This is a genomic window from Sphingomonas sp. LR60 (assembly GCF_036855935.1).
In the GTDB taxonomy this organism is placed as follows: Bacteria; Pseudomonadota; Alphaproteobacteria; order Sphingomonadales; family Sphingomonadaceae; genus Sphingomonas.
The window spans coordinates 1,247,291-1,261,625 of the sequence record NZ_JASPFK010000001.1; the positions used below are offsets into that span (position 1 = coordinate 1,247,291).

The 14,335-nt window shown below is 66.4% G+C and carries 10 protein-coding genes; all 10 read right to left on the minus strand.

The genetic code is table 11. The annotated features are described in order from the left end of the window. Window positions 1–38 precede the first annotated feature (38 nt). Window positions 39–1,526, minus strand: a complete 1,488-nt coding sequence (locus tag QP166_RS05700; protein ID WP_333915035.1) for an ATPase domain-containing protein — start codon at window positions 1,524–1,526, stop codon at window positions 39–41. Window positions 1,527–1,981: 455 nt separating this feature from the next. After that, window positions 1,982–2,776, minus strand: a complete 795-nt coding sequence (gene cobA, locus QP166_RS05705; RefSeq protein ID WP_333915036.1) for a uroporphyrinogen-III C-methyltransferase — start codon at window positions 2,774–2,776, stop codon at window positions 1,982–1,984. Then, on the minus strand, window positions 2,760–5,357 hold the full coding sequence (locus QP166_RS05710; protein WP_333915037.1) for a molybdopterin-dependent oxidoreductase: 2,598 nt from the start codon (window positions 5,355–5,357) through the stop codon (window positions 2,760–2,762). Before QP166_RS05710 ends, cobA begins: the two co-directional genes overlap by 17 nt. Before the next feature lies 1 nt (window position 5,358). Then, the gene (gene nirD / locus QP166_RS05715) at window positions 5,359–5,691 is read right to left on the minus strand and encodes a nitrite reductase small subunit NirD (RefSeq protein ID WP_333915038.1); all 333 of its coding nucleotides are present in this window, start codon (window positions 5,689–5,691) and stop codon (window positions 5,359–5,361) included. An 11-nt stretch (window positions 5,692–5,702) separates the two neighbouring features. Then, window positions 5,703–8,219 carry a nitrite reductase large subunit NirB gene (nirB, locus tag QP166_RS05720; protein ID WP_333915039.1) on the minus strand — a complete coding sequence of 839 codons (2,517 nt, stop codon included), beginning with the start codon at window positions 8,217–8,219 and terminating at the stop codon, window positions 5,703–5,705. A 239-nt stretch (window positions 8,220–8,458) separates the two neighbouring features. Further along, on the minus strand, window positions 8,459–9,664 hold the full coding sequence (locus QP166_RS05725; RefSeq protein ID WP_333915040.1) for an alginate export family protein: 1,206 nt from the start codon (window positions 9,662–9,664) through the stop codon (window positions 8,459–8,461). Window positions 9,665–9,722: 58 nt separating this feature from the next. Next, entirely contained in the window at window positions 9,723–10,961 is a 1,239-nt protein-coding gene (locus tag QP166_RS05730) for a nitrate/nitrite transporter (RefSeq protein WP_333915041.1), read from the minus strand. Between the two features lie 205 nt (window positions 10,962–11,166). Further along, window positions 11,167–12,387, minus strand: a complete 1,221-nt coding sequence (locus QP166_RS05735) for a CmpA/NrtA family ABC transporter substrate-binding protein (protein WP_333915042.1) — start codon at window positions 12,385–12,387, stop codon at window positions 11,167–11,169. Continuing rightward, a complete protein-coding gene (locus QP166_RS05740; RefSeq protein ID WP_333917267.1) occupies window positions 12,384–12,965 on the minus strand; it encodes an ANTAR domain-containing response regulator in 582 nt (193 codons plus the stop codon). Before QP166_RS05740 ends, QP166_RS05735 begins: the two co-directional genes overlap by 4 nt. 114 nt (window positions 12,966–13,079) lie before the next feature. Beyond that, window positions 13,080–14,207, minus strand: coding sequence for a metallophosphoesterase (locus QP166_RS05745; RefSeq protein ID WP_333915043.1), 1,128 nt, complete (start codon window positions 14,205–14,207; stop codon window positions 13,080–13,082). Between the last annotated feature and the right edge of the window lie 128 nt (window positions 14,208–14,335).

Here is a 14,335-nt window from a genome sequence, read left to right on the forward strand (position 1 = left end):
TGCGAGGACGAGGGCACGTTCCGAAACGGTAGATCGCTTCACGCCTCGTCACCGTCCAGAAGATCGTTCACGCCGTGCAGGGTAGGCACGCCACGCAAGACGCCCTGGAACTGCGTCAGCGGGTTGCCGAGCGTGATACCGTTGCTGCCGATCTGATACTCGCGGATGGTGTTCTCGTGAGGGCCGGTGCGCTTCTTCACGATCGAGATGGCGCGGCGAACCCGGCCCAGCGCTTCGAAATAGCGGAGCAGAATGACCGTGTCGGCCAGATAAGTCACGTCGACGGGGGTCTTCATATCGCCCACCAGCCCATGCTGAGCCACCGTCAGGAAGGTCGTCGCGCCCTGTCGATTGAGATATTGCAGCAGTTCGTGCAGGTGAAGGATCAGCGCCTGCTCGCCCGGCATCGCCGCCTGATAGCCGTTGAGGCTGTCGACGATCACGGTCTTGGCCCCATATTCCTCGACAGACTGACGCACGCGCGCCGAGAATTCGCCCGGCGACAGCTCGGCGGCATCGACCTGCTGCAGCAACAGCTTGCCGCCATCGACCATGGCCTGAAGATCGAAGCCGAGTCCCAATGCGCGTTGGATCAGCAGCCCGACTTCCTCGTCAAAGACGAACATCGCCGCACTTTCGCCGCGGTCGACCGCCGTCTGGATGAACGTCAGCGCGATCGAGCTTTTGCCCGTTCCTGCCGGACCCAGCATCAGAACGCTCGACCCGCGCTCGATCCCGCCGCCGAGCAACTGGTTGAGTTCGTCCGACTGCGTGGTCAGCACGTCGCGGGAAAAGCTGGTCCGGTGCTCGGACGATACGAGGCGTGGATAAATCCGGAGGCCGCCCGTCTCGATCGTCGCGTCGTGGTAGCCACCGCGAAAATGTCGACCCCGATATTTGATGACGCGCAGGCGTCGACGCTCCGATCCATATTCGGGGGCAAGTTCCTCCAGCCGGATGACCCCATGCGCCACCGAGTGCACCGTCTTGTCGTTGGCATCGGTGGTCAGATCATCGAGCATCAGCACCGTCGCCAGGCTCTTGGCGAAATAATGCTTCAGCGCGAGGATCTGTCGCCGATAACGTAGCGAACTCTGCGCGAGCAGGCGGATCTCGGACAGGCTGTCGATGACGACGCGCTGCGGCTTCACCCGCTCGAACGCCTCGAAGATGCGCTTCGTGGTCTCGCCAAGCTCCAAGTCGGAGGAATAGAGCAGGCTTTGCTGCTGGTCCTCATCAAGCAGGTTCTCCGGCGGGATCAGTTCATACAGCTCGACCCCGGCGAGATCCCAGCCGTGTGCCTGCGCAGAGGCACGCAGTTCATCCTCGGTTTCCGATAGCGTCACATACAGGCAGCGTTCCCCCGCCACTGCCCCGGTCATCAAGAACTGAAGCGCAATCGTCGTCTTGCCGGTTCCCGGGCTGCCTTCGAGAAGGAACGTACGTGCCCGTTCCAGCCCGCCTTTGAGAACATCGTCCAGGCCACGCGTGCCGGTCAGGGCATCGTCTGTCGCAAGAGAAGGCAACCGAATTCTCCCCACATGGCACCGCTTTGCAGGCCCTTGAAGATTGCGGGTTACACCCGCAATCGTCGCTTGTCCCTATCAGCGATCTAAGCGGGAGCCATGTTCCGGCAACAGAGCAATTGAGCAGCGGGTCAGCGGATCAGGCGCTTGCTATTCTCGGCGACCTTCCGCGGTAGTGCCGGGTCGTACCCTGCACGATCGTCAGCGGCCTTAGGCCGAGCGCACCCGCACCAGCCGGGTCTGGCGCTCGACCGCGGCACGGAGCTTCTCTCGGAAGGCGGCGCGCGACATGGGGGCGGCGCTCACGATGGTGCTGACGGTCGTTCTATGACAGCAACGCAGGCGGTAGAACGGCCAGGCAGCACATCGCCGTATAAACAAAGAAGTGTTTCCAGCCACAGGCAGGCCGGAGCAAAAGCTTGCGATACGATCTTCTCATCGTCGGGCCTGCAATCCTAAGCGGTTTCGTACGGGCGAGCATGATCGCACGCTGCCACTAGGTCAGGCGCGCCGCTGGACCGCACGGCCTCGCCGATCAGGAGCAACGTCGGGTCGTCGTCGCTGATCGTCCGAACCAAGAAGGCGAGCGCCGACAATTGCCCGCGAATGCATCGCTCGGTCGGGAGTGAGGCGTTGACGACGATCAGCACGGGGGTCGAAGGAGCCCGCCCCGCTGCCATCAGCCGCGTCGCGACCTCGCCCGCGGCGGCGCGGCCCATGTAGACGGCCAGCGTGCTCTCCGCGCGCGCCAGCGCCGGCCAGTTCAGATCGATCGGCTCGCCGTCGCGGGCATGGGCCGTGACGAAGGTCAATGATCGCGCGAGGCCGCGCAGCGTCAACGAAACGCCGCTCGACGCGGCAGCGGCGCTGGCGGCGGTAATTCCGGGACAGATGTGCACAGGGATGCCATGCGCCGAAAGGTGCGCGGCTTCTTCGGCGGAGCGGCCGAAGATCGACGGATCGCCGCCTTTCAGTCGCACCACGCGCCGTCCCGCTTGTGCGGCAGCGAGGATCAGGTCGTTGATCGTCTCCTGCACCTTGGAATGGCGTCCCGATCTCTTGCCGACTGACAGGCATTCGGTGGTCGGGGAGGCGAGTGCGAGCACGGCAGGGCCGACCAATGCATCGTAGAAGATGATGTCGGCGGCGCGGATCAGGCGTTCGGCTTTGCGGGTCAGCAACTCCGGGTCGCCGGGTCCAGCGCCGACCAGCCAGACCGTGCCGGGGGCGATCTCATTGGATGGCAGCATCGGCGATCTCCTGATGGTCGGTGACGAGGCGCGCGAGCGCCGGGCGGCACGAGCCGCAGTTGGTGCCAGCGCCGAGCGCCTTGCCGATCGCGGCGACATCGGTCAGCCGCTGTTCCGCGATGGCGGCGACGATGGTCTTCATGCCGACATCGAAGCAGGCGCAGACGATCGGGCCGCGATCGACGACCCCGCCGGGTGCGCGCCCGGCGAGCACGGCCGGTCCGGCTGCCGCGCCGAGTTGCTGGATGAGCCAGTCGCGCGGTGGCAGCGATCCGTCGCGTGCGAGGAACAGGCACGCCGCGAGGCGATCCTGTTCCAGCACGGCGACGCGCCATGTGCCGCGAGCCCGATCCTGCGCCTCGACCTGCTGGCCGGACGGCAGCAACGCCTGCAAGGCTGCGGGATCGCCGTTTCCGGCCAGTTCGATCATCCATCCCGCCGGCACCGCGACGCGCGTCGCCCAGACGACGTCGGGCAATGGCGGCGGTGCGCTGGTGCGCAGGATGGCGAAGGCGCGCCACTCCGTAGTGACGGCGGTGATCGAGGCAGGCGTGGCTTTGAAGCCGGGTTGGCCCGAATGCGGGTCGACGAGCGGTCGCGACAACAAACCGGTACGGCCGCCGTTCGCGACCTGGTCCGTCCAGTGGATCGGCACGAACAGCTCACCCACGCGCTGGCCCTCGCTGAGCGCGACGCGGTAGAGGCTGGTGCCTTGTGGGGTCGCAACGCGAGCGAGGCCGCCGTCGAGGAGGCCCAGCGCAGCGGCGTCGGACGGGTGGACCTCGACCAACGGCTCTTCGCGGTGGCGCGCCAGCTTGGGGCTCAGCCCGGTGCGGGTCATCGTGTGCCACTGGTCGCGATACCGGCCGGTGTTGAGCGTCATCGGCCATTGCTTCAGCGGGGCGGCAACCGAAGGCGACTGCGGGGCGACGAGGCGTGCGCGGCCCGATGGGGTGGGGAAGCGACCGTCGGCAAATGGCATTCCACCCCAGCGGAACGGTGCCATCGCGTCATAGGCGGCGTTGCTGATCCCGGCTTGACCCGGCAGCGCGAACAGCCGCTCGCCGCCATTCTGATAAAGCGACAGCCGGGCATGTTCGCGCCAGATGTCGGCGGGGCGATCGTAAGCGAAGTGCGACGCCCATCCCATCCGGCTCGCGACCTGACTGACGATCCACCAATCGGGTTTTGCGTCGCCGGGTAGCGGCAGCACCGCACGCTGGCGGCTGATCGTGCGGTCGGAGTTGGTGACGGTGCCGTCCTTCTCTCCCCAGCCGGCGGCGGGAAGACGGACATGTGCGTGCTCGCTGGTGTCGGTCCGCGCGACGACGTCGGAGACCACGACGAACGGGCACGCCGCCAGTGCCTCGCGGACGCGCGTCGCGTCGGGCATCGAGACGGCGGGGTTGGTTGCCATGATCCACAGCGCCTTGATCCGCCCTTCGTCGACCGCGCGAAAAAGGTCGACCGCCTTCAGCCCCGGCCTGGTCGCCATGTGCGGTGCGGCCCAGAAGCGGGCGATGCACGCGACATGATCGGGGGTGAAATCCATATGCGCGGCGAGCGTCGTCGCAAGGCCCCCGACTTCGCGGCCGCCCATCGCATTGGGCTGCCCGGTGATCGAGAACGGCGCGGCGCCCGGCTTGCCGATGCGCCCGGTCGCGAGATGGACGTTGATGATCGCGTTGACCTGATCGGTGCCGCGCACCGACTGGTTGATCCCCTGGCTGAACAACGTCACGGTGCGCGGCGTCGCAGCGAACAGCTCGAAAAAGCGGTTGAGATCGGCAGGAGGCACGTCGCAGGCGCGGGCCGTTGACCACAGATCGGCGTCGCGCGTGATCGTGTCCCAGAAGCCATCGGGCACGTCGAGTTGCGCATCGTCGGTCATGCCCGTGTGGCGGCAATGCGCGAGCAGGCCGTTCATCAGCGCCACGTCGCTGCCGGGTCGAATGGCGAGGTGGAGGTCGGCGCCCTCCGCCGTTTCGGTACGGCGCGGATCGATCACGACCAGCCGCGTGCCACGTGCCTCGCGCGCGGCCATGATCCGCTGATAGACGATCGGGTGGCACCAGGCGGTATTGGAGCCGACCAGCACGATCAAATCGGCTGCGTCGAGGTCGTCATAGCTGGCGGGGACGACGTCCTCACCGAAGGCGCGGACGTGTCCGGCGACCGCGCTCGACATGCACAGCCGCGAATTGGTGTCGATGTTGGCCGATCCGATGAAGCCCTTCATCAGCTTGTTGGCGACGTAATAGTCCTCGGTCAGCAATTGGCCCGAGACGTAAAAGGCGACGCTGTTCGGTCCGTAGCGCGCGATCGTCTCACGGAAGCGGCGCGCGACGAGGTCGAGCGCCTTGTCCCAGCTCGCCGCCTTGTCGCCGATCATCGGGGTCAGCAGCCGCCCTTCCAGCCCGACCGTTTCGCCCAGATGCGTGCCCTTGGAACAGAGCCGGCCGTGATTGGCGGGGTGATCGGGATCGCCTTGGATCGCGACCGATCGCTCGCCGGTCCGCGTCGCGAGGATGCCGCAGCCGACACCGCAATAGGCGCAGGTGGTGCGGACCGCCGCCGTCATCTCAGGCCGCGTCCGCAAGCGGGAGAGGGCGAGCGAGCAGGATGCGCTCGCCCTCCCGCCGCACCGCCAGCGTCGGGGTGCAGCCATGGTCGGCACCCTGCGCCTGGCCGCTTGCCAGCGCGATCCGCCAATTGTGGAGCGGGCAGGCCACCGCATGGCCGTGGACGATGCCCTGGCTGAGCGGGCCGCCCTTGTGCGGGCACCGGTCAACCAGCGCGAAGACGTGATCGTCCACGGTGCGGAAGATGGCGATCGGTGTGCCGTCCAGCGTCAGCGTGCGTGCGCCCTGCGTGGGAATATCGGCCAGCGTGCCGACGTCGAGCCAGTCCTGCATGATCGTCTCCGTCATTGTGCCGTGACCAGCAGCGGCTGATGCAGATGCGCATCCTCGCCCGTGACGCGCTTCTGCCACGGGTCGTCCTGCATGAAGCGCTGCGAGAAGCGGAAGCGTGCGGCGAGGGCGGGGATGGCCTCGGGATCGTCGAGCAGGCTGGACTTGATATGGTCCATCCCGACGCGCTCGATCCACGGCGCGGTGCGCTCCAGGTAGCGCGCTTCTTCGCGATATAGCTGGATGAAGGCGGCGCAGACTTCAATCGCTTCCGCTTCGGTCGCGACCTTGCAGAGCAGATCGGTGGCGCGGACCTTGATCCCACCGTTGCCACCGACGTGAAGCTCGTAACCAGAGTCGACGCAGACGATCCCGAAGTCCTTGATCGTCGCCTCTGCGCAATTGCGTGGGCAGCCGGACACCGCGATCTTGAATTTGTGGGGCATCCACGATCCCCACGTCATCTGCTCGATCTTGACGCCCAGACCGGTCGAATCCTGCGTGCCGAAGCGGCACCATTCCGATCCGACGCAAGTCTTCACCGTACGCAGCGACTTGCCATAGGCGTGGCCCGACACCATCCCCGCGGCGTTCAGGTCGGCCCAGACCGCGGGCAGATCCTCCTTCTTGATCCCGAAGATATCGAGCCGCTGGCCGCCGGTCACCTTCACCATCGGCGCGTCGAACTTCTCGACCACGTCGGCGATCGCGCGCAGCTCCCGCGGGTTGGTCAGGCCGCCCCACATGCGTGGCACGACCGAATAGGTGCCGTCCTTCTGAATATTGGCATGCATCCGCTCGTTGACGAAGCGGCTCTGCTGGTCGTCCTTATACTCGCCGGGTAGCGCGCAGAGCAGGTAGTAATTGAGCGCCGGGCGGCAGGAGGAACAGCCGTCGGGGGTCGACCAATGCAGCTTGTGCATCACCTCCGGGATCGAGCGCATGCCTTGCGCGACGATCTCGCGACGGACGTCGTCATGGCCGAAGCTGGTGCACTTGCACATCGTCTTCACGGTGCGCTCGCCGCCGTAATCCGCGCCGAGCGTGATCGACAGCAATTGTTCGACCAGCCCGGTGCAGGACCCGCAGGATGCCGAGGCTTTGCAGGTCGATCGTACCGCGTCGAGGCTGATCGCGCCGTCGACGATCGTCTGGCAGACCTTGCCCTTGGTCACGCCGCTGCAGCCGCAGATCTCGGCATCGTCCGAGAGCGCCGCAACGGCCGCCTTAGGGTCCGCATGCCCACCTCCGGAGGCGAAGGCTTGGCCGAAGATCAGCACGTCGCGGATGGCGGAGACGTCCTCGCCCCTCTTCAGCAGATCGAAATACCAGCTGCCGTCCGCGGTATCGCCGTACAGGACCGCGCCGACGATCCGGTCGCCGCGCACCACGACGCGCTTGTAGATGCCGCGGCTGGCATCGCGCAGCACGATGTCCTCTGCGCCATCGCCGCCGGCGAAATCACCCGCCGAGAAGACGTCGATCCCCGACACCTTCAGCTTGGTGGAGGTGACCGAGCCGCGATAGCCGCTGTGCCGGTCGACCAGGCCGTCGGCGAGGCTTCGGCACATGTCCCACAACGGCGCGACCAGTCCGTAGATCTGACCGTCATGTTCGACGCATTCGCCGACCGCGAGCACGTCGGGGTCGGACGTGACCATATGATCGTCGACCTTGATGCCGCGCCCCACCTCAAGTCCGGCGGTGCGGGCGAGTGCGGTGGCGGGGCGGATGCCAACCGCCATGACGACAAGGCTGGCGGGAACCAGCGTGCCATCGGCCAGCCGAACGCCCTCCACCTGCCCATCGCCGACGATCGCGGCGGTGTTCGCCTCGGTCAGGATCACCTGACCGCGCGCCTCAAGCGCGGTCTTGAGCAACCAGCCCGCCGCTTCGTCGAGTTGCCGCTCCATCAGCGTCTTGGCGAGGTGGATCACCGTCACCTTCATGCCGCGTAGCGACAGGCCGTGCGCAGCCTCCAGCCCGAGCAGCCCGCCGCCGATCACCACCGCATCGCCACCTCTATCGGCTGCGGCCAGCATGTGATCGACGTCGTTCATGTCGCGGAAGGTGATGACGCCGGGGAGGTCCTTGCCCGGCACCGGAATGATGAACGGATCGGACCCGGTGGCGAGGAGCAGCTTGTCGTAGCCCACGCTGCGCCCCGATCGCGCGGTCACCACTTTCGCCACGCGGTCGATCGTCTCGATCGGATCGCCCGCGATCAGCTCGATCCCGTGGTCGGCGTACCAGTCGTGGCCGTTGATGACGATGTCGTCGAAGGTCTTCTCACCCGCCAACACCGGGGAGAGCATGATGCGATTGTAGTTCACATGTGGTTCGGCGCCGAAGATCGTGACGCGGTAGCGTCCGGCATCGCGCGCGAGCAATTCCTCGATCGCGCGGCAGCCCGCCATGCCGTTGCCGACGACCACCAGATGCTGGCGATCGGGGCGGGAGGAGCGATCGTCGAGCGCGGAGGGCTCTAGCGCCTCCTCGAAATCGACCTTTGCAAAGCCTTCGAAGTCCATGGGTCAATGCTCCGGAAACGAAAAAGGCCGCCATGCGGACGCTGGTGAACCCAGCGCCTGCATGGCGGCCTTGCCATCATCGTGAGCGGTAGCGGACGAGCCGCTGACCGAGCGATGCGCCGTCCGCATCCAGCATTGGAGCGGCCAGCCTGTGATCGACGGGCATCGTCGCCCGATCGAAAGAGAAGATGCCGTGATTCGCCGCGACCTGCAAGAGCCTTCTCGCAGGCGCAGCATCGTCACAGCGTCCAGTCGGCCTGCAACCACAATTTCCGCGTGTCGGTGGCGAAGCGATCCGCCTGGTAATCGGCATAGCGGACCGATAGCGCGGTCCGCCCGACCTTGGCGGAGGCGAGCAGGTCGAGTTCGTCGCCGTAGTGGCGGACCAGCCGGTCGCTGTCGAACCGGTGGTAGCTGGCCTGCAGTGCGATCGTCCCCAGTCGTGATCCCGTCTTCAGGCCATAGCCGACATTGCTGTACAGGTCGCGGACGCCATCGGGCGGGGTGGTCAGGAATTTGTCCGCCCATCCCTGAAACTTGAAGGCGGTGGCGAGCGGCGTCTGGAACGAGGTCAACGCAGCGCCGCGATTGGCGCCTAGCACCTCAAATCCGCCGCCGACTTTCAGTGCGGACAGTGCGAGCGCGGCGTCGGCCAGATAGTAATAGGCCCGGTAGCGGTTGGGATTGCGGTGCCAATCCTGCTGACGCGCGTAGCTGAGCTGATAGCTGAGCTTCGCAGTCTGCGAGAGGGTGATGCCGCCGCCGAAACGCCCGCCATAGGTCTGGCTCGACAGGCGAAATGCCTGCACCGCGGCCTCGTCCTGATCGACGAGATAGGCAAAGGCGGTGAGCGTGCCGAGCCGGGTCTGGTAGCCGAGATTGACGAACACGTTGTCGCCGGACACCGACGGTTGCCGTGCCCCGCGTCCGTCGATCCCCCAGATCGTCCGCTGCGCCCAGGCGTAGGTGAGGTCTGCCTTCACATGCGGCGCGGGCGCGATCTCCGCGCGGACGGCGTCGAACGTTTGGCCGTTGTCGCGAAACGCGATCGCGCCGACGAACCGTTCGTCATCCAGCGCGATCCGCTGTCGCCCGGCGGTGAGCGCATATCCCTTTCCGGCGTAGCGGACTTGCGCCCGATATAGCGCGACATTCTGCGGATCGGCCACCAGCGGTCGGGTCTGCGCGCCGTGGAGTCCGTCGTAGTAACGGTCGACCACCGCCAGCGTGCCCTGTGCCTCGACCAACGCCGACAGGCCGCTTGCCTTCGCCTCGACGCCGGTGCGGAGCCGGAGGGTGAGTGCGTCGGCGTCGTCGGCGATGCCGTCCTGCGTGGCATATTCGTAGCGGGTGCGGGCGTCGACCAACGGTGTGAGCGTGACGGTCTGCGCGCACGCCGGCCCAGCGACGACCAGTGCGGCCGCCGTTGCGATCAGTTTCTCCATGGTTTCCCCCGAAGGAATGTCCGGGCGGCGTCGGTGCGCGCGGCCCGCCCCGATGCGATCAGATCCGCACGCCCGCGGCCGCGCCCCACGTCCGCCGCCAGGTCGCCTTGACCAGCGTCAGCCCGCCCAGCGCGACCAGCGCCAGTGCGGCGAAGATCAGAAAACCGGGCGCGAAGCTGCCGGTCCATTGCTTGGCGAGGCCGAGCGACGAGGCGAGATAGAAGCCGCCGATTCCGCCGGCCATGCCGACCAGTCCGGTCATCACGCCGATCTCCGCGGCGAACCGCTGCGGCACGAGCTGGAAGATCGATCCATTTCCAACGCCCAGCGCCAGCATGGCGACGACGAAGAACAACAGTGCGACCGTCAGCGTCGGCGCGATGCTGACCCCCGCCAGTGCCAGCGCCGCCACGATGAACACGCCGGTCAACGCCTTGACGCCACCGATCGCATCGGCAAGCGCGCCACCCATCGGGCGGACCAGCGATCCGGCGAAAACGCAGCCGGCGGTGCAATAGCCGGCGGTGACGGTCGTCAGGCCGAAGCGTTCGGTGAAATAGATCGGCAGGCTCGCCGCCAGCCCGACGAAGCCGCCGAACGTGACGGCGTAGAAGCCCATCAACCACCAGGAATCGGCCTGCCGCAGCGGCTGGAGATATTCGCCCACGCTCTTGGGCGCCGGCCGTCCCGGCGCGTCCTTCGCCATCGCGAGATACGCGATCAGGACGAGCACGAGCGGCACGCACGCCAGTCCGAGCACCGCATTCCAGCCGAACATCTTTGCGAGCGTCGGCGCGAACAATGCGGCGAGCACGGTGCCCGAATTGCCCATTCCGGCGAGACCCATGGCCTTGCCCTGATGCTCGGGCGGATACCAACGGCTGGCGAGCGGCAGCGCGATGGCGAAGCTGGCGCCGGCAAACCCCAGGATCACGCCGAGTGCTACCGTTCCGCCGAAGCTGTTCACTCCCAGCATCCAGGCGGAAAGTAGCCCGGCGATGACGATGATCTGGCTGATCGCACCGGCGCGCTTCGGCCCGATCTGGTCGACCAGCAAGCCGTTGACGACGCGCAGCACCGCGCCCGCGAGCGTCGGCGTGGCGACCATGAACCCCTTCTGCGCGGGAGTGAGCGCCAGCGTCTTGGCGATGTCAGGCGCCAGCGGCCCGAGCAGCACCCACACCATGAAGGCGAGATCGAAATACAGGAAGGCGGCGATCAGCGTCGGGGTGTGCCCGCTCGACCAGAAGCCGGTAGCGGACTTGGCGGGATCTTCCTCCCAATATGCGGTGGCCATCGGAAAACTCCGTCAAAAAGGGTTTGTCCTTGCACGGCAAACGCCACTGGCCGCCTCTCCCGATCGGGAAGGCGGTCAGCGGCTTTGCTGGCGAAATCGATGGGGCTGCCCACCCGCGCTGGCGCGGCATCCCGGCTGAACCCGCTGCGTCGCGGATCAGGACCGAAAGCTGACCGAAGTCGCGTTTCTTCGCAAGTGCAAAATATCAGATGTGGTCAGTGCCGATGCGATAGGTGCGCAAATAGCCGGCAACATCCGCGGGATCGAACACGGCGCCGTCGAAGAACCGATCCGGCCCCAGCGTCAGTGCGCCCCGATACGCACCCACGGGCATCGGCTGCGTCACCGCGCCTTCCAGCTTCAGGCTCGCGCCCGGCATCGGTTCACCCATGTCGACCAGCGCACGGCGATAGATGTCGGAGCGGAAAACCTCGGCCGCCTGCCGTTCGTTATCCGGGCTGGCGGTGATCATCCTCCATCGGACCAGCTGCGAATAGATCCACAGCGCTTGGCTGCGCCACGGGAACCCAGCGGCCTCGCGATGGAACAGCAACGCGTCGGGCACATCGACGGTGCTTTGATCGGCACTCAAGGTCAGCCGACCCGAAAGCGCAGGCAGCAACGCCGAAGCCGGTTGCCCGACATATTCGTCGCGGGCGAGCAGCTCAGCCAGCTCTTCACGGTTGGCGGGATCGTCGCACCAGGCGGCCGCCGCGGTGAGCGCCTGAAGCAGGCGGTCGACGACGTCGGCGTTCGCCTCCATCCAGTCGCGGCGCATCGCCAGCACTTTTTCGACGCCACGCTGCCAAATGCACGGACCGAGCGCCACGGCCTCCGCCAGACCTTCGCCGATCGCGATGCTGCCATAGGGCTCGCCCGCGATGAAGCCGTCGATCTCGCCGGTGCGTAGCGCTTCCGCCATCAGCGACGGGGGCAGGACGCGCAGCGTCACGTCGCGATCGGCGTCGATCCCGGCATAGCCGAGCCAATATCGCAGCATCAGCGCGTGGCTGGAGAAGCGGTGGACCACGCCGATGATCGGCTTGCGATGGTACAAGCCGATCGCGGCGGCGAAGTCGTGCGCGCTGCCGACCGGATCGGCGGTGCGCCGGATCACGTCGGGGTCGAGGGCGGCGGCGAAACCGCCCGCCATCACCAGCATGTTGCCGTTGATGTTGAGCTTAAACGGCGCGGCGATCGCCGCGGGATGCTGGCTGAGCCCCAGCGTTACCGCGATCGCGAGTGGCGCCAGCATGTGCGCGGCCTGAACCTGACCGAACACCAGGCGGTCGCGCACCGTCGCCCAAGATGTGGTGCGCACCAAGGTGAGATCGATGTCGCGCTCGGCGGCGAAGCCCTTTTCGCGCGCGCTGACCAGCACCGCGCTGTCGGTCAGCGGCAGGAAGGCGATCGCCAGCGGCGTCACGCGCCACCTCCCAGCAGCCCGGCCGCGGTGATCAGCGCCTCCGCGACGTCGACGATGCGCCGGTTCTGATTCATCGCGGTCGAGCGCAACAGCGCATAAGCGTCGGGTTCCGACAGGTTGCGGCTGGTCATCAGGATGCTCTTCGCCTTGTCGATCGTCTTGCGGTCCGCAAGCGCGGTGGTCGCCTCGTCGAGCGCCGCCTGCATACGGGCGAAGGCGTTGAAGCGGCGGATGGCGAGGTCGATGATCGGTTTGACGCGCTCCTTGCGCAGCCCGTCAACGACATAGGCCGATACGCCCGCATCGATCGCGGCGCCGATCATCGTATCGTCCGACCGGTCGACGAACATCGCGATCGGCCGGGCCAGCGCGCGGCTGACCACGAGCATCTCTTCCAGCGTATCGCGGCTGGGATCGCCAAGGTCCATCAGCACCACGTCGGGCGCCATCCGCTCCAGTCGCGCGACGAAGGCGCCACGCGGCGGCACGACATGGATGTCGTCATAGCCCGCCTCCCGCAATCCCTCTTCGAGAACGGTCGCGCGAAGGCCGGTATCGTCGATGATCACGATGCGCAGGATGTTCCCGAAGCCTCCTTGCGCCGTTCTGATTGCTGCGCCTGCGAACGTCAATTCGTGATTTCGACAGGGCTCGTTTCTGAGTGACCCGCATCGGAAACTTGCGCGACCGCGCTATTCCGATGGACGCAATGTGAGCAGCGTAATCTCGGACGGCACCCCAAGCCGAAGCGCGAAGCCCGGCCACAGGCCGGTGCCGTTGCTGACGTACAGCGTCATCCCGCCGACCGCGTATCGTCCCGACACATAGCCGGCATTGCCGCGCGCGACGAGCCGGTCGAGACCGACGATCATGCCGCCATGGGTATGCCCGGAGAGCTGAAGCGCTACGCCGCGCGCAGCCGCATTGCGTGCATCGCGAGGCTGATGGTCGAGCAGGATGATCGGGGCGCGGACGGGGGCTCCCTGGAGTGCAAGCGCGAGATCGGGCTTGGCCTCACCGACGCTTGGCGCCGACAGGTCCGTGACCCCGGCGACGATCAGCCGCTCACCCCCACGTTCGATCACGGCATGTTTGTTCGTCAACATGCGAAAATTCATGGACGACAGGTGCCGCATCCATGCGCCGTAATCGAAGAAATATTCGTGGTTGCCCGGGATCGCATAGACTCCGTCCGGTGCACGGAGCTGCTGCAATGGCGCTACGTCCTCGCGACGCATCTCGACCGAGCCGTCGATGAAATCGCCTGTCACGACGATCAGGTCAGCACCGGCTCCATTGGCACGATCCACCACTGCCTTCGTCCATCCGGGGGTAAAAAGCCGGCTGATATGAAGGTCGGTAAGCTGAACGATCCTGTAGCCGTCGAAGGATCGCGGCAGGTCACGGATCGCCACCGTCACGTTCTTTACCGGCGGAACACGGAGCGCGTTGGCCACTCCGACCCCGGCCAGTACCGCCGCCAGTCCCCCAACGGCGTAGCGTAGTGCGGCCGGTTCCCAGATCATCTCACGACGAACGAGCATCGTCAGCAGCGCCCCCAGGTCGAGCAGCAACTGGAACACGGCAAGGAGGACGAGGGCGCCAAACGCCCAGTTGAAAAGGATCACGATCAGCCGCGGGAACTCGGGCGCGAACACCGAGCCCGACGAGAAGCGGCTCCACAGGTGGAACTGCGACGCCGCCAGCATCAGGAGCCCCGCAGGTATCTTTGCCCAGAGCGGCAGCGGCAGGGGTGACAGCCAGCGTGCCAGGACGATCAGCGCTGGTATTGCGAAGACGACGTTGAAGATGGGACGCACTCCGGATTCTACATGCGATGCGACCCGTAAACGACGCGTACGCAGTGTGTGTCCGCCGATGCTACCGACGCGCGTTGTAATTCAGGATCTTGGCCGGCGATCAGTGCCGAGCCAGTCTCACGGAAGCT